This window comes from Achromobacter pestifer (assembly GCF_013267355.1).
Classification (GTDB): domain Bacteria; phylum Pseudomonadota; class Gammaproteobacteria; order Burkholderiales; family Burkholderiaceae_B; genus Achromobacter; species Achromobacter pestifer_A.
This window is the reverse complement of sequence record NZ_CP053985.1, coordinates 2,845,734-2,860,054: the sequence shown is the minus strand read 5'-3', so window position 1 is coordinate 2,860,054 and position 14,321 is coordinate 2,845,734. Positions and strand designations below refer to the sequence as shown.

The 14,321-nt window shown below is 67.9% G+C and carries 16 protein-coding genes; 4 read left to right on the top strand and 12 right to left on the bottom strand.

The features are described from left to right. Positions 1-5 precede the first annotated feature (5 nt). The 4 genes from FOC84_RS13875 to FOC84_RS13860 form a co-directional block, all read right to left on the bottom strand. A complete protein-coding gene (locus FOC84_RS13875) occupies positions 6-281 on the bottom strand; it encodes a YbeD family protein (protein ID WP_173144901.1) in 276 nt (91 codons plus the stop codon). A 162-nt stretch (positions 282-443) separates the two neighbouring features. Further along, entirely contained in the window at positions 444-1,310 is an 867-nt protein-coding gene (locus tag FOC84_RS13870; protein ID WP_173144900.1) for a D-amino acid aminotransferase, read from the bottom strand. A 130-nt stretch (positions 1,311-1,440) separates the two neighbouring features. Beyond that, entirely contained in the window at positions 1,441-2,706 is a 1,266-nt protein-coding gene (locus FOC84_RS13865) for a D-alanyl-D-alanine carboxypeptidase family protein (protein WP_173144899.1), read from the bottom strand. A gap of 155 nt (positions 2,707-2,861) precedes the next feature. Next, entirely contained in the window at positions 2,862-3,827 is a 966-nt protein-coding gene (locus tag FOC84_RS13860; protein ID WP_173144898.1) for a GlxA family transcriptional regulator, read from the bottom strand. A gap of 135 nt (positions 3,828-3,962) precedes the next feature. On the opposite strand from FOC84_RS13860, the gene FOC84_RS13855 reads away from it, so the two are divergent. Next, on the top strand, positions 3,963-4,604 hold the full coding sequence (locus FOC84_RS13855) for an HD domain-containing protein (RefSeq protein WP_173144897.1): 642 nt from the start codon (positions 3,963-3,965) through the stop codon (positions 4,602-4,604). A 33-nt stretch (positions 4,605-4,637) separates the two neighbouring features. On the opposite strand, the gene FOC84_RS13850 is transcribed toward FOC84_RS13855, so the two are convergent. From FOC84_RS13850 to FOC84_RS13830, 5 genes are read right to left on the bottom strand one after another with little or no spacing between them, the layout of a single operon-like run. Beyond that, a complete protein-coding gene (locus tag FOC84_RS13850) occupies positions 4,638-5,291 on the bottom strand; it encodes an alpha/beta hydrolase (RefSeq protein WP_173144896.1) in 654 nt (217 codons plus the stop codon). A 33-nt stretch (positions 5,292-5,324) separates the two neighbouring features. Then, entirely contained in the window at positions 5,325-5,924 is a 600-nt protein-coding gene (locus FOC84_RS13845) for an ABC-type transport auxiliary lipoprotein family protein (RefSeq protein ID WP_173150147.1), read from the bottom strand. Next, positions 5,924-6,880 (bottom strand): MlaD family protein, encoded by a 957-nt coding sequence (locus FOC84_RS13840; protein WP_173144895.1) that lies wholly within the window; start codon positions 6,878-6,880, stop codon positions 5,924-5,926. The genes FOC84_RS13845 and FOC84_RS13840 overlap by 1 nt, the downstream gene beginning before the upstream one ends. Continuing rightward, on the bottom strand, positions 6,867-7,706 hold the full coding sequence (locus tag FOC84_RS13835; protein ID WP_173144894.1) for an ABC transporter ATP-binding protein: 840 nt from the start codon (positions 7,704-7,706) through the stop codon (positions 6,867-6,869). Before FOC84_RS13835 ends, FOC84_RS13840 begins: the two co-directional genes overlap by 14 nt. Further along, on the bottom strand, positions 7,706-8,836 hold the full coding sequence (locus tag FOC84_RS13830) for an MlaE family ABC transporter permease (RefSeq protein WP_173144893.1): 1,131 nt from the start codon (positions 8,834-8,836) through the stop codon (positions 7,706-7,708). The genes FOC84_RS13835 and FOC84_RS13830 overlap by 1 nt, the downstream gene beginning before the upstream one ends. 91 nt (positions 8,837-8,927) lie before the next feature. On the opposite strand from FOC84_RS13830, the gene FOC84_RS13825 reads away from it, so the two are divergent. From FOC84_RS13825 to FOC84_RS13815, 3 genes are read left to right on the top strand one after another with little or no spacing between them, the layout of a single operon-like run. After that, positions 8,928-9,776: a biotin--[acetyl-CoA-carboxylase] ligase gene (locus FOC84_RS13825; protein ID WP_173144892.1), complete on the top strand. Its 849-nt coding sequence runs from the start codon at positions 8,928-8,930 to the stop codon at positions 9,774-9,776. Then, entirely contained in the window at positions 9,773-10,579 is an 807-nt protein-coding gene (locus FOC84_RS13820; protein ID WP_173144891.1) for a type III pantothenate kinase, read from the top strand. Before FOC84_RS13825 ends, FOC84_RS13820 begins: the two co-directional genes overlap by 4 nt. 16 nt (positions 10,580-10,595) lie before the next feature. Next, positions 10,596-10,775, top strand: coding sequence for a hypothetical protein (locus FOC84_RS13815; RefSeq protein ID WP_173144890.1), 180 nt, complete (start codon positions 10,596-10,598; stop codon positions 10,773-10,775). 36 nt (positions 10,776-10,811) lie between these two features. Here the strand turns inward: FOC84_RS13815 and FOC84_RS13810 are convergent, their stop codons facing one another. The 3 genes from FOC84_RS13810 to FOC84_RS13800 all read right to left on the bottom strand — a co-directional run bounded on the left by FOC84_RS13810 (position 10,812) and on the right by FOC84_RS13800 (position 14,272). Next, positions 10,812-12,116, bottom strand: a complete 1,305-nt coding sequence (locus FOC84_RS13810; RefSeq protein ID WP_173144889.1) for a 3-deoxy-D-manno-octulosonic acid transferase — start codon at positions 12,114-12,116, stop codon at positions 10,812-10,814. A gap of 1 nt (position 12,117) precedes the next feature. Beyond that, a complete protein-coding gene (gene waaC / locus FOC84_RS13805) occupies positions 12,118-13,158 on the bottom strand; it encodes a lipopolysaccharide heptosyltransferase I (RefSeq protein ID WP_173144888.1) in 1,041 nt (346 codons plus the stop codon). Positions 13,159-13,351: 193 nt separating this feature from the next. Then, positions 13,352-14,272 (bottom strand): NAD-dependent epimerase/dehydratase family protein, encoded by a 921-nt coding sequence (locus tag FOC84_RS13800; protein WP_173144887.1) that lies wholly within the window; start codon positions 14,270-14,272, stop codon positions 13,352-13,354. Positions 14,273-14,321: the final 49 nt, after the last annotated feature.

Below are 14,321 nucleotides of genomic sequence, written 5' to 3'. Positions count from 1 at the left end.
TTGCGCTAGAGGACGATGGACACCATCGGATGGCCGTGCAGGGCGCGGTAAAGCGCGTCCAACTGCTCGCGCGAGGTCGCGCGCACCGTGAAGGTCAGGCCCATGTAGTTGCCGCCCTTGCTGGGCCGCATTTCCACCGTGGCGGCGTCGAACTCAGGGTCGAACTGCAGCACGACGTCGGTCAGCGTCTGCGCGAATTCGGGATGCTGCTTGCCCATGACCTTGATGGGAAAGTCGCTGGGATATTCGATGAGGGAGTCTTCGGGCGGGATCTGTTGCATGATGTGCCTATAAGGTGTTGCCCCCCAGGGCGCGGCCACTGCTCGATATTGCACCCGAGGGTGTCTGCCACGGGGCGGCCAGATCCTGGATATATGGGGGCAAACCGCCAGCCGGCAAGGCCGCCGGGGCGGCCCCGCGGGTGCCGCCCGGTGACGCCAAGCTTAGAGCGCGGCGATGCGGGCATCATAACCCGCCCGCAATTGCGCAAAAACGGGGCCGGGCTTGCCCGTACCCACTGGCTTGCCATCCAACGACACGATGGCCAGCACTTCCTTGGTGGCCGAGGACAGCATCAGCTCGTCGGCCTGTTCCACCTCTTCTCGCGAGATCGGACGCGACTCGAACGGAATGCCGGCCTCGGCGGCCAGTTCACCCATCAGGCCGTAGCGGATGCCTTCCAGGATCAAGTTGTTCTTGGGCGGCGCCAGCAGCTTGCCGCCGGACACCACCCAGATATTGGTGGACGAGCCTTCGGTCAGGTAGCCATCGCGGAACTGCACCACTTCATCGACCTGCGCATCGACCGCTTGCTGCTTGGCCAGCACGTTGCCCAGCAAGGACACCGACTTGATTTCGCAATGCAGCCAGCGTTCGTCCGGAATGCTGATGGCGCTCAAGCCGCGTTCGCGCTGCGCCGCGGGCGGCGGCGCCCAGGCCGAGATCATGCCGAAGACCGTCGGCGCCACGGGCGTCGAGGGGAACTGGTGGTCGCGCTTGGCCACGCCGCGCGTCACCTGCAGGTAGACGATGCAGGTTTCCAGCTTGGTGCGCGCCAGCAGCTGCTGGATCAGGTCGATCCAGCCTGCGCGGTCGAAGGGCTGGGCGATCCGCAAGGCGGCCAGGCTGCGGTCCAGGCGGTTGAGGTGTTCGGCCATGCGGAACGCATTGCCTTGGTACACGGGGACGACTTCGTAGATGCCGTCGCCGAAAATGAAGCCGCGGTCCAGGACGGAGACCTTGGCCTCGTCCACGCGCAAAAACTCACCGTTGAGATACACCTGGCTTTCGCCCGGCACGCCCGGAATCATGAGGCACTCCTGAGTATGAAATGGAGAGGGACGAACCGCCCGGTCCGTCCCGTGAATAGAGTACGGGCGTTTCATGCGAAACGCCCGTCGCTAGCTTACACCTGCTTGCCGCGCCCGCGGCGCGGCAGGCTTATTCGAACCAGCGCTTGACGGTGTCGACCATGCGGCCGAAGAAGCCCGCGCGCTCGACCGCGTCCTGCACCACCAGCGGTTCGCTGCGCAGCACCTTGCCGTCCAGCGTGAACTGCAGCGTGCCGACCTGCTGGCCCTTGGCCAGCGGGGCGATCAGCGGATCCGTGCGTTGCGCCACCGGCTTCAAGTCGCCAGCCTTGCCGCGCGGCACCGCGATCGACACCGGGTTGGGCGGGCCCAGCTTGACGTTTTCAGCCGTGCCTTCCCAGACGCGCGCATCGATGCCGGGCTGGCTCTTGTCGAACAGCTTCACGGTGTCGAAGTTCTGGAAGCTCCAGTTCAGCAGCTTCAGGCTTTCCTCGGCGCGCGTGGCTTCGCTGTCCGTGCCCACCACGACCACCAGGATGCGGCGGTCGCCGCGCACCGCGGTCGACACCAGGCAGTAGCCGGCCGAATCGGTGTGGCCGGTCTTCATGCCGTCCACCGACGGGTCGGCCCACAGCAGGCGGTTGCGGTTGGGCTGGGTGATCTTGTTGTAGGTGTAGCTCTTCTGCTTGTAGTAGTGGAAGTGGTCCGGGTGATCGGTGATCAGGTGCGACGACAGGATGGCCAGGTCGCGCGTGGACGTCATGTGCTGCGGGTCGGGCAGGCCCGTGGCGTTCATGAAATGCGTGTTGCGCATGCCCAGGCGCTCGGCTTCCTGGTTCATCAGCGAAGCGAACGAAGCCTCGCTGCCGCCCACGGCCTCGGCCAGGGCCACGGAGGCGTCGTTGCCGGACTGCACGATCATGCCCTGGTTCAGCTCATCGACAGTAACCGGCTTGCGCGGTTCGATGAACATGCGCGAACCGCCCGTGCGCCAGGCGCGGTCGGACACCGGCACGGTCTGCTCCAGCGTCAGGCGCTTTTCATCCAGCGCATTGAACACGACGTAGGCCGTCATGATCTTGGTGAGCGACGCCGGCTCCACCTTCATGTCCGGGTTGGAGGCGGCCAGGGTCTGGCCGCTGTTGACGTCCATCACGATCCAGGCCTTGGCCGCGATCGTGGGGGCCGGCACGGCCGAGACGTCGCCCACCGGCACCACCGCCGAAGCATTCGGAGCCGGAGCCGCGGCGCCGGTAGCTGCGGCGGGCGCCGCGGCGGGAGCCTGTTGCGCCCAGACCGGCATCGAGGCTGCCAGCATGGCTGACAGCACCGCGCCTGACAGCAGGCGGCGGGTGAAGACAACGGGGGAGTGAGCGGAGTAAGGCAAATTCTTCATCGGCAACGTGGGTCCAGTAATGACGCCCGCCGGCGCGGGGCAAGTGGCTGACAATTATAGGCAGTCGATCAGACCCGTCCGGCCCGCCCGGGGTTCCCCTGCCACTAAAACATGCAACCTGATGCAACCTGCCGGCCTCGGGGCGCGCAAACGGATCAATCAGAATCGCCGCCGTGATGCCGGCGGTACACAGCCGGCGAAACGCCCACGTGCTTGACGAAGGCGCGGCGCAAGGTGTCGACGTTGGCAAAACCGCATTGCGCGGCCGCCTGCTTGGGCGTGGCCACGCCCGCCTCCAGCAGCGCGCGGGCCGCGGCGATCCGCGTCATCTCGACCCACGCGGCCGGCGTGACGCCGACCTCGGCGTGGAACAGCCGCGCAAAATGCCGCGGACTCAGGCCCGCATGTTCGGCCAGCGCATCCACCGACAGCGGCAGCCCGGGATTGCCGGCGACCCAGCGCTGAACCTCCTGCAGCGCCGAGCGCCCGACCGGGCCGGCTTGTCCCTTGCGGCTGAACTGCAGTTGTCCGCCCGGCCGCTTGAAGAACATCACCAGCTGGGCAGCCACGTTGGCGGCCACCTCCCGGCCCAGGTCCTCCTCGACCAGCGACAGCGCCAGATCCAGGCCGGCCGTGACGCCGGCGGAGGTGCGCACCTTGCCGTCGCGCACATGCAGGGCATCCGCTTCGACGGTCACCTTGGGATAAGCCAGACGCAGTTGCGCAGCCGCGTTCCAATGGGTGGTCACGCGCCGCCCGTCCAGGAGGCCGGCCGCGGCCAGCATGAAGGCGCCAGTGCAGACGGAGCCATAGCGCCGGGCGGCCCGGGCCGTCGCGCGCAGCCATCGCAAAGCGGAGCTGCTGAGCATTGCGCTGGCGGCCTGCGGCGTGCCTGCGACAAGCAGGGTATCCAGGCGCGGCGCCGGGTCGCCAACCGTCAGGTCGGGCAGCAGGCGCGCGCCCGACGAACTGCGGATGGGCCCCGCCTCGTAGCCCACCACGCGCAGCGTGTAAAGCTCACGCCCGAGTTCGGCATTGGCCTGGGCGAACACGTCCAGGGGCCCGGAGACGTCGAGCATCTGGACGCCGGGCAGCGCAAGAATGGCTATGGTCTTGGTCATGGAATCGCGCCTGGCCACCCGGCGTCGGGAAATCGCGTATTTTGGCGGAATCTGGCGTATTGCGGTAATTGAAGCCATTCTAGTGCGGCGGGAGAATTTCTCGAACCCCTCCCCCCACCTGCAAGGACTCCCGCCATGAACCCTGTCATCGACGGCATTCAAATCCCCGACAGCAAGCTCGCCCGTGAAATCACGGAGCTGGTGCGCGACACCGCCACGCCGCTGCTGTTTCACCACTCCAGCCGGGTCTACTACTTCGGTGCGCTTGCCGGCAAGCAGCGCGGACTGAAGTTCGACCCGGAGCTGCTCTATTGCGGCTGCATGTTCCACGACATGGGCCTGACGCATCGGCACAGCAGCGACTGCTGCCGCTTCGAAGTGGACGGCGCCAACGCGGCGCGCGATTTCCTGAAAAGCCGCGGGATTTCCCAACAGGACATCGATCTGGTGTGGACCGCCATCGCGCTCCACACCACGCCAGGCATTCCGGAATTCATGCATCCGGTCGTTGCGCTGGTGACAGCAGGCGTGGAGATGGACGTGTTGGGCTTGACCTATGGCGACTATGGCGACGCCCAGCGCGAAGCCGTGGTGGCGGCACATCCGCGCGGCCCGGGCTTCAAGGAAGAAATCATCCAGGCGTTCTACGACGGCATCAAGCACAAGCCGCAGACGACCTTCGGCAACGTCAAGGCCGATGTCATCGCCGACAAGGAGCCGGCGTTCAGGCCCGGCAACTTTTGCAGCGTCATCCGCGGTTCGCGCTGGCCGGGCTGAAGCCGCTGGCGCCGCGCAAGCGGCGCCCCCGTTTCAATCCAGCGCCACCTTCAGCCGCGCCTGCACCAATTGGCGCAGCACCAACAGCTTGCCGTGGAAGAAGTGCGATGCGCCCGGCACCACCACCACGGGAATGGAACGCGGGCGCGCCCAGTCCATGGCCTCGGACAGCGGCACGACTTCGTCCTCCTCGCCGTGCACCAGCAAGGTGTCGTCCGGCACCTGCACTTCGTGCGACTGGAAGCGGTTCACGGCCGGGCCCATCAGCATCAGGGCGGACGGCAGCACCGTGTCGCCCTGCTCCGCCAGCGCGGCATAGGTCTGCGCCGCGACAGCGGTGCCGAAAGAAAAACCGGCCAGCACCCACGGCGCCTGGGCCAGTTCCGGATGCAATTCGCGCATCTGCGCGACGACCGCCAGCATGTCCTGGGTTTCGCCCACGGATTTGTCGAACGCGCCCTCGGACTGCCCGACGCCGCGGAAATTGGGCCGCACCGCGACCAGGCCGTGCTGCACGCAGGCGCGCGACAGGGTCGTGACCACCTTGTTCTCGCGCGCACCGCCCTGCAGCGGATGCGGATGCAGGACCAGCGCCCAGCCTCGCGGCGTGCCCGCCGGCCAGTCCACGGCGCAATCGATGCGGCCGGCGGCTCCAGTGAATGCGTGGGTTTCAGTGCGTGCGGACATGGAGGAACTCAGGATGCGGGAAAAACAGCGATCTTAACCGCCCGCCCTGGAGGCGGGTTTCAGCGTCGTGGCGAGCCACTGCGCCAGTTGGTCGGCAGCATCGTCGGTGGCCTGGCGCAACGCCGCCACCCCGCCTTGCGCGTCCTGCGTGGGCGCAGGCGCGCGTGCCTCGATGCGGGTCTGACCCAGCACGCTGCGGCCGCTGAGCAGCACCGCCTGCAGCAACACGCGGCCTTCGCTGGATTGGCCGTCGGCCGCGAATACCTGCTCGAATTGGGACAAGGACACCTGCAGCTGCGGCGTCTGCAGGGTAACGCGCTCGTCCAGCACCGGCCCCTGGCGCGACAGGCGTTCCGTGAGGCGCTGACGCACCAGGTCGGCCGGCGGCGAGGCCCAGCGGTAGCTGGCATAGGCCTTGGGCGCGGCGCTGTCGCCCACGCGCCAGATCACGCCGGTATCGGACAGGCTGGGCACGGCCTGAAAGACCAGCGCGATCGTCTCGCGCGCGGGCAAGGCCGGCGCCGCACGGGAGTCCAGGCCCAGGTCGAACACCGAGGGCGGAGCGGCCACGCGGCCGATGCCGCAGCCGGCCAGGGCCAGCGTCAGGAGTAGGACGGCACTACGCATCTTCATCATTTGGGCGATCTCCCGAAGCCTGCAAAGCCGGCCTCGCCGGGCCCGGGCTCGCGGGGCGCCGGGCCGAACAGGAACGATTGCGGCGTGTTGTCCACACGGCGCAGGGTAACGGTGGCGCCGCGCGCGGCCGCGCTGACGTTGGTGGCCATGCTGGTGATGGCGGGCAGGGTCTCGCCATCCAGCCGCGCGGCGGCCAAGGCGATGTCGTTGAGGCTGCTGGTGGCGGCGGACAGGGGACCGTCCGGCGCGTTCAGGCGCGCCAGCGACTGGCGAGCCTGCGCCGCCAGGTCGCCGACTTCCCGCGCGGCGCGGTCGGCCTGGCGCGAAGTCTTGTCCAGCGAATCAATCAAGGGACCGAGCTTGGCCAGCGTCGGCGCCAGATCCTGGCTGGCGCCCCTGAGCGACTGGGTGATGTCGGTGGCGTTCTGCAGGCTGGCCGTAAGCGCCTGCACGTTCTGCTCGCTCAGCACGCGCCGCAGTTGCTCGGTGACTTCCTCCACGTTCGAAATCAGCTTGCCGCCGCGCTGTTCGATGCGGTCGAGAAAACCAGGGCGCAGCGGAATGGCGGCCGGATGGGCGGCCGACGACGCCAGCCGCTTCATCGACGTGCCGTCGTCGCGCAACTCCACGTTGGAAATGCCGGTCACGCCCTGCACGCCCAGTTCGGCCCAGGTGGACTCCGTGATCGGCGTGTTCGGCGCCACGCCGATGCGGATGCGCACCTGCCCGGGCTTGTCCGGGTTCAGGGCCAGCGACTGCACCTTGCCCACCGGCACGCCCTGGTAGCGCACCGTGGACTGCGGATTCAGGCCGCTGACCGCCGTGGCGGAGATGATTTCGTATGGCTGCAGCTGAGTCCGGTCGCGTCCGATCCAGATGGCCACCAGCGCGGCTGCGGCCAGCAAGGCCAGCGTGAAGATGCCGGCCATGAGCGCATGACTACGGTTTTCCATGATGCAATCCCTTCGGCGCCAGATCTCCCAGCGCGCGCAGGCCGCGCTCGCCCAGGAAGAACGTGTGAATGAACGGGTGATCGACCTTCAGTACTTCCGGCACCGTGTCGCACACGATCACCCGTTTGTCCGCCAGCACGGCAACGCGCGTGGCCAACGCCAGCAGCGTGTCCAAGTCGTGCGTCACCATGACGACGGTAAATCCCAATTGCCGGTGCAGGCTGCGCACCAGATCCACGAATTCGTCGGAGCGCAGCGGGTCCAGGCCCGCCGTCGGCTCATCCAGGAACAACAGCTCCGGGTCCAACGACAGCGCGCGCGCCAGCGCCACGCGCTTGACCATGCCGCCGGACAGGTCCGAGGGCCGTTTATCGGCGTCGCGCGCCGACAGGCCCACCATCGCCAGCCGGCACATGACGACATCGCGCACCAGGTCTTCCGGCACCGTACGCAGTTCGCGCAGCGGCAAGGCCACATTGTCGAACACCGACAGCGCGGAAAACAACGCCCCCGCCTGGAACAGCATGCCCCAGCGATAGGACAGCCGCCGGCGTTCGGCCGCCGTCAGTTCGAACAGCGCATGGCCCAGCACCCGCACCGTGCCCGCGGCCGGCCGGTCCAGCCCGATGATCTGCCGCAGCAGCACCGTCTTGCCCGTGCCCGAGCCGCCCACCAGCACCAGGATCTCGCCTGGGAAGACGGTCAGGTCCAGATTGTCATGCACCACGTGGTCGCCGAATGCCGTGCGCAGCCCGCGCACCGTGATGACGGGCTCTACCGTGACGCCGTCCTCGGCGAACAACTTGTGCTGGGTGGCGCTGTTCATCAGATGCCCACCGAGCTGAAGATCACGGCGTAGAGCGCATCCAGCAGGATCACGCCAGTGATGGCAGTGACCACGGACGTGGTGGTGCCGCGTCCCAGGCTTTCCGTGTTGGGCTGGATGCGCAGGCCGAAATGGCAGGCGATCAGCGCGATCAGCATGCCGAAGGTCACGCCCTTCAGGATGCCGATCCAGTAATTGGTCAGCGAAATCGCGTCCGGCAGCGACTGCAGGAACCATTGCGCCGACACGCCCAGCTGCATCTGCGCGGCAAGCATGCCGCCCAGCAGCGCCATGGCATCCGTCCACAGCACCAGCAAGGGCATGGTCACGGCCAGCGCCACCACCCGCGGCAGGATCAGGCGCTGCCCATGCGAAATGCCCATGACCAGCATCGCATCCAGCTCCTGCGTCACCCGCATCACGCCGATCTGCGCCGTGATGGCCGAACCCGAGCGGCCCGCCACCAGGATGGCGGCCAGCACCGGCCCCAGTTCGCGCACGATGGATACACCCAGCAGGCGCACGATGAAACGGTCGGCGCCAAACATCTGCAACTGTTGCGCCGACAGGTAGGACAGCACCACGCCAATCAGGAATCCGACCAGCGCCGTGATGCCCAGCGCCTGCGCGCCGGTGCGGTACACCTGCGCCGAAATCTCGCGCCACGGCGCGAGCCGCGGGCGCAGCAGCATGCCGCCCAGGTCCAGGACCAGTTGCCCCAGCATGATGAGCAAGGCGCGGCCATTGTCGATAGCCTGGAAGATCGCCTCGCCCACCGCGCGCGGCCAGCTCCATGGGTCACGCTTGGGCGCCGCGGCCGGGGTCTCGCCCTTGTTCAGGGCCAGCGCATTGAAAACGTCCTGCTGGCCGGCGGACCAGCGCACGCGCTCGGGCAGCTTATGGCCCCAGGCTTCCCAGATCAGCAGCGCGCCTATCGTGTCCAGCCGGCCGATGCCGTGCAGGTCCCAGCGCGCGCCGCCATCGGTGGCGCAGGCCAGCGCCTCGCGGCGGCGCTGCACCTCGCCGGGCTCCGCCAGCGCCAGCACGCTCCAGTCGCCGGCCACATGGCATACGCCTCCTTCGAAACGGAAAGGCGCGGCGGCAGGTGCGGACGAAGCAGAAAGCGGCATAAAGGCGATACCGATGCAAAATGTATCGCCAATCATAAACGCTGGCGCCGGCCGACCGCGAGCCCGGGCTGCGTGCCCTACAATCGCCGCCATGCCCGCTCAAGCCAGCCCCATCGACCTGCCCGCGCCGGAAACCCTGGCCCGTACGCTCAGCACGCGCCTGCCCGCCTTCCAGGACATCTCCTGGATCGGCAGCACCGGATCGACCAATGCCGATCTCCTGGCGCGCGCGCGCGCAGGCGCCGGCGGCAAGCCCTGGCTGCTGGGCACGCACCTGCAGGAAACCGGCCGTGGCCGCGCCGGCCGTCCCTGGCAGAACCGCACGGGCTCCACGCTGATGTTCTCCTGTGCCTTCGACGTGCACCTGCCACCCGCGCAACTGCCCGCGCTGTCGCCGCTGGCCGGCATCGCCGCCTGCGAGGCCCTGCGCGCCGTCGCCGGCCCGCAGGCCGCCGGGCTCTGCATGAAGTGGCCCAACGACGTGCAATGGCACGACGCCAAGCTGGCAGGCGTGCTGGTCGAGACCACCCGCAATCCCGGCGGCAGTGAAGCCGGCCATACGGTCGTCATCGGCATGGGCGTGAACCTGACCGACGCCGCCCGGCTGTCGCTCGCGCTGGAGCGCGAAGTCGCCGACTGGAGCCTGGTGCAGGCGGGCGCCGCCCGCCAGGCTGCCGCCGCCGACCTGGTCTGCGCCAGCGCGATGGCCTGGCTGGAAGCGGTCCGGACGCTGGAACGCGAAGGCTTTGGCGCCTTCAGGCAGCGTTTCGATCAGGTGGACGCTTTAGCCGGCCGCAAGGTCAACGTACTGGACAAGGGCGCTATTCTTCTAGGCGGCACCGCGAGCGGCGTGGACGAGCAAGGCCGCTTGCTGGTGCAAACGCCCGAGGGCATCCAACCGATCCTGGTCGGTGAAATCTCGATTCGACGCCAAGCATGATTATTCTCATCGACTCAGGCAACAGCCGTCTCAAGGTGGGTTGGCTGGACGCCAGCAACCCCGACACGCCGCGCGAGCCCGCGGCGGTCGCCTTCGACGGCCTGGACCTGGACGCCCTGGACCGCTGGCTGGCCGCCCTGCCGCGCCGCCCCTTGCGCGCGCTGGGCGTCAATGTGGCCGGCGAGGCCCGCGGCGCGGCCATCGCCGCCATCCTGCAGAAACACGGCTGCGCGGTGACCTGGTCGCCGTCGCAGGCGATCACGCTGGGCTTGGTCAACCGCTACAAGACGCCCACACAGCTGGGCGCCGACCGCTGGGCCTCGCTGCTGGGCGTGCTGTCGCGCCTGCCCGAGGCGCACCCGCCTTTCGTGCTGGCCAGCTTCGGCACCGCCACCACCATCGACACCGTCGGCCCTGACAATGTCTTCGCCGGCGGCCTGATCCTGCCCGGCCCGGCCATGATGCGCAGCGCCCTGGCCCACGGCACCGCCAATCTCCCCATCGCCAACGGCCAGGTCGTGGCCTATCCCACGGACACACACGAAGCCATCGCCTCCGGCATCGCCGCCGCGCAGGCCGGCGCCGTCGTGCGCCAATGGCTGGCCGGACGCCAGCGCTACGGCCAGACGCCCCAGATCTATGCGGCGGGCGGCGGCTGGCCCGAAGTGCACCAGGAAATCGAACGCCTGCTGGCGGACGCGGGCGGCACCTTCGGCGCGGCGCCCGTGCCCATCTATCTGGATCACCCCGTCCTGGACGGCCTGGCCGCGGTCGCGCGCGCCACCCTGGACGCCGAAGCCTGAACGGGAGACCCCGGCCATGCGCGTGCTCTTCATCCTCATCCTGCTGGCGAATCTGGGGGTCTATGCGCTGGGCCAGGGCTGGCTGGGCACACGCCCCGAGGACGAAGGCCGCGATCCGCGCCGCTTCAACCAGGAACTGAATCCGGGCGCGGTGACCTTGGTCCCCAAGACGGCGCCTCCCCGCGCCGCGCCCTGAAGCCCCATCCGGCACGCACGCCTGCGGAAACGGGCGCTAACCCGCCTTTCCTGCCCTCAACCAAGGCGCCAGCGCGTCCAGCGTGCGCCCAGTGGCGCCGGAATGCATGCGGAACCACGCCAGCGCCGCCTCTGCCGCGCGCTGGCGGCGCGACTCGTCGGCCAGCAGCGCCATTGCCGCATCCACCGCCTGGCCGGCATCGGCCGCGCGCAACGCGGCGCCCGCCGCGATCGCGTCTTCCGCCGCCTGCTTGAAATTGAAGGTATGCGGGCCGACGACGACCGGTACGCCCGCCGCGCAGGCCTCGATCAGGTTCTGCCCGCCCAGCGGCGCGAAACTGCCCGCCACGATCGCAACATCCGAAGCGGCATAGTGGAACGCCATCTCGCCCAGCGTGTCGCCCAGCAACACCGCCGTCTGCAGCCCGGGTTCCAGGCCCTCGGAGCGCCGGACATAGGGCAGCCCGGCCTCCGACAGCAGGCGCGCGGCCTCGTCAAAGCGCTGCGGATGGCGCGGGATCAGCAGGAATAGCGGCGCGCCCGGCATGGCGGCATGGCGCTTGATGGCCTCGATGAAACCGCTGTCCTCGCCCTCGCGCGTGCTGGCCACCGCCACCACGCGCCGGCCCAGCCGTTCGCGCCAGGCCTGCCCCGCGGCAACCTGGGCTGCCGGCAGAACCAGATCGAATTTCAGATTGCCCGTCACGACGGGCGGCGGCGCCCCTGCCTGCACGAGCCTATCGGCGTCCTCGGTGGTCTGCGCCAGCACCGAGTCCAGTCCGCCCAGCGCTTCGCGCATCACGCTGCCCATCCTGCCCGCCTGCCGCAACGACGACGCCGAAAACCGGGCGCTGACCAGCGCCATGGGCACGCTCGCGCCACGCGCGGCCGCCAGCAGGTTCGGCCAGATCTCACGTTCGATGAGCAGGCCGCAGCGCGGCCGGTAGGCCGCCATGAATCGGCGGGTGGCCCCGGGAAAGTCGTAAGGTAGCCATGCTTGGTGCAACTGCCCGCGGGCGATGGCCTCCGCGTATTGGCGCGCGCCCTCGGTCCGGCCGGTGGCCGTCATGTGCGTCAGCAGCACCGGCAGCCCCCGGTCCAGCAAGGCCTGCAGCAGAGGCTGCGCGGCGCGCGTCTCGCCCAGGCTGACGGCGTGCACCCAGACGGGAGCCGTCCACGGCGCGGTAACCGCGTCAGCGGCAACGGCAGGCGCGGCGTGGCCGAAGCGTTCCGAAGAGAAGATCTCCCATTGGCCGCCCGCGCGCCGGGCGCGGTGACCCATCCAGAGCCAGACCAGCGGTGACAGAGCCCTGAGCGCCAGAGAGTAGACGCCGCGGTTCATGTCACTGGGCGGCCAAGGCCTGCTCCACCGCCGCCATCACGGCCTCGCGCGATGGCGAAGCCCCGCGGTCGCCCAGGCTGGCGGTGTAGCTCGAACCGACCAGCGGCGTGCGCACCGGCGTGGAGGCACGGTAAATGCCGATGGTGGGCCGGCCCAGGGCGGCCGACAAATGGGTCAGGCCGCTGTCCAGCCCCACCATCAGGCGGGACCCGGCCAGCAGGCGCGCCACCGCGCTCAGGTCCATGCGGGGCATCACCTCGGCGCCATCCATGCCGGCAATCAGCAACCGGGCGCGCTCGGCCTCCTGCTCGTTTCCCGCCAGCAATTTCAGGGTGCAGCCGGCCTCGCGCAGGCGGCGGAACACAACGCGCCAGTCTTCTTCCGGCCAGAGTTTGTCGTCGCGGCTGGCCGACGGCATGATCACGGCGTAGCCGCGGTCCGTATCCAGGTGGTGCAAACGCGGCAGATCGCCGACGTTCAGGCCCTCGCTGCCGACTTCCAGCACGGGGTCCGCCGCGGCCTGCGTCGCCTGGCGCGCAAAGGCCTGCAAGCCAAAATCGGGCGCGCCGGCGTATTGGTAGCCGAACGTCAACGCGGCAAGCTTGCGCTGGCGGATCACCGCCGGCTGCCAGAACTCCACCCGGTGCCGCACGTTGTAGAACAGCGACGCCAGCGGCTCGCGCGCCGAACGCCAGTCCAGCCCATGCCGCACGCCACGAGTCTGGCGCACCAGCCAGGCGGATTTCAGCAAGGCCTGCATGTCGAGCACGATGTCGTACTGTTTGGACCGCAGGCGTTCTTTCAGCGCGCGGCGCTCGGCCCGTACCTGCGCCGACCACCAGGCCTTGCGCCAGCGCCGATGGGCCACCTTGATGACTTCATTGACTGCGGGATGCCATGCCGGGATGTCCGCGAAAGCTTCTTCTGCAATCCAATCGATCTCCGCGTCCGGCACATGCCGGGCGATATCGGATATGGCGGGCAGCATGTGCACCAGATCGCCTAGCGAAGAAGTGCGAACAATAAGGATGCGTGTTGGCATTGACAAAAGCACAAAAGACCGCATGACGCGGAGTCGGAATCATCCGCCGATGCAGGGCGGCATCCGCAGCGAAGAATTTCGGCAATTTACAACAAACTGCACCAGTCATGCGGCCGCGTTTCATCAGGCCAAGAGCCGCCCTCCAGACAGGAACGCCTTGGAAAAAAAGCCGAATATCTATTTCCCTGCCGGCTCAGACAACTTCGAACGGCAAGGATCTGGGCATGAATTGCAGCGTTTTGCGGATGGAAGCGTCGTCGACCTGCAAGGTGCCCGTAAGCTGCTCATATGCGCCACGCTGGCCCGCAGCCTGCGCCAACATACGCAACATGAAAGACGGGAAGGGAATCAAACGCACTGGCCGACCGACATCCTTGGCCACGCCACGCAAAATATCCGGCGTCGAATAGTCCTGCAGATCTCGCACATGGAATACATGGCCAGGCGCATCAGGATGCTGCAAGCAAGCCAATAGCGCGGCCGACAGGTTATCCACATGCACCAAGCTGCGTTGGTTGCGCACGTTGCGCAATGGCAGCGGCACGCCGGCCCGAACCCAACGGGCCATCCGCGCCATATTGCCCGGCGCGCCCTTGCCGTAAACCAGCGGAGGCCGGACGATCACCAATTCGGCGCCATGGCGCTGCGCCAGCTCGGCCAGCTTCTGCTCCGCCTTCAATTTGGACTTGCCGTAAGGCGTAGTCGGTCGGCATTCCGTCTGCTCGGTCAACGGAGCCCCCATCTCGCTGGACGTTCCCACCGCGCCAATCGAACTGACAAACACGAAGCGCTTCACTCCGGAACGAAAGGCGGTGTCAGCCAGCCTGCAAGTCCATTCCACGTTCACCTGCTCAAACAGAAGTTCGTGGTCGGCAGGTGGGGCGCCCAGCACGTGGGCTCTCCCCGCAAGATGGCAGACCGCCTCCATCCCCGACATGGCCTCCATCAGCGCAGCTTCATCCTCCATATCCGGAATATTGCGCACTTCGACCCGCTCGTCGTCCAGAGGCCGGCGTGTCAACAAGCGCAACGAGTGCCCTTGCGCCAACAGATCCCGCACCACCCGTTGCCCGACAAATCCCGTGCCGCCCGTGACTAATATTTTGCTCATCATATTTTCGTAAGTTGTTGTTCAAAAAAATGGCACGCCTCGCCCATTGCCA

Coding starts and splice junctions, on each gene's coding strand:
- FOC84_RS13820 (WP_173144891.1), top strand. CDS start 9,773: ATGATTATTCTCATCGACTCAGGCAACAGCCGTCTCAAGGTGGGTTGG.
- FOC84_RS13845 (WP_173150147.1), bottom strand. CDS start 5,924: ATGAAGATGCGTAGTGCCGTCCTACTCCTGACGCTGGCCCTGGCCGGC.
- FOC84_RS13850 (WP_173144896.1), bottom strand. CDS start 5,291: ATGTCCGCACGCACTGAAACCCACGCATTCACTGGAGCCGCCGGCCGC.
- FOC84_RS13835 (WP_173144894.1), bottom strand. CDS start 7,706: ATGAACAGCGCCACCCAGCACAAGTTGTTCGCCGAGGACGGCGTCACG.
- FOC84_RS13830 (WP_173144893.1), bottom strand. CDS start 8,836: ATGCCGCTTTCTGCTTCGTCCGCACCTGCCGCCGCGCCTTTCCGTTTC.
- FOC84_RS13815 (WP_173144890.1), top strand. CDS start 10,596: ATGCGCGTGCTCTTCATCCTCATCCTGCTGGCGAATCTGGGGGTCTAT.
- FOC84_RS13825 (WP_173144892.1), top strand. CDS start 8,928: ATGCCCGCTCAAGCCAGCCCCATCGACCTGCCCGCGCCGGAAACCCTG.
- waaC (WP_173144888.1), bottom strand. CDS start 13,158: ATGCCAACACGCATCCTTATTGTTCGCACTTCTTCGCTAGGCGATCTG.
- FOC84_RS13855 (WP_173144897.1), top strand. CDS start 3,963: ATGAACCCTGTCATCGACGGCATTCAAATCCCCGACAGCAAGCTCGCC.
- FOC84_RS13870 (WP_173144900.1), bottom strand. CDS start 1,310: ATGATTCCGGGCGTGCCGGGCGAAAGCCAGGTGTATCTCAACGGTGAG.
- FOC84_RS13800 (WP_173144887.1), bottom strand. CDS start 14,272: ATGATGAGCAAAATATTAGTCACGGGCGGCACGGGATTTGTCGGGCAA.
- FOC84_RS13840 (WP_173144895.1), bottom strand. CDS start 6,880: ATGGAAAACCGTAGTCATGCGCTCATGGCCGGCATCTTCACGCTGGCC.
- FOC84_RS13875 (WP_173144901.1), bottom strand. CDS start 281: ATGCAACAGATCCCGCCCGAAGACTCCCTCATCGAATATCCCAGCGAC.
- FOC84_RS13865 (WP_173144899.1), bottom strand. CDS start 2,706: ATGAAGAATTTGCCTTACTCCGCTCACTCCCCCGTTGTCTTCACCCGC.
- FOC84_RS13860 (WP_173144898.1), bottom strand. CDS start 3,827: ATGACCAAGACCATAGCCATTCTTGCGCTGCCCGGCGTCCAGATGCTC.
- FOC84_RS13810 (WP_173144889.1), bottom strand. CDS start 12,116: ATGAACCGCGGCGTCTACTCTCTGGCGCTCAGGGCTCTGTCACCGCTG.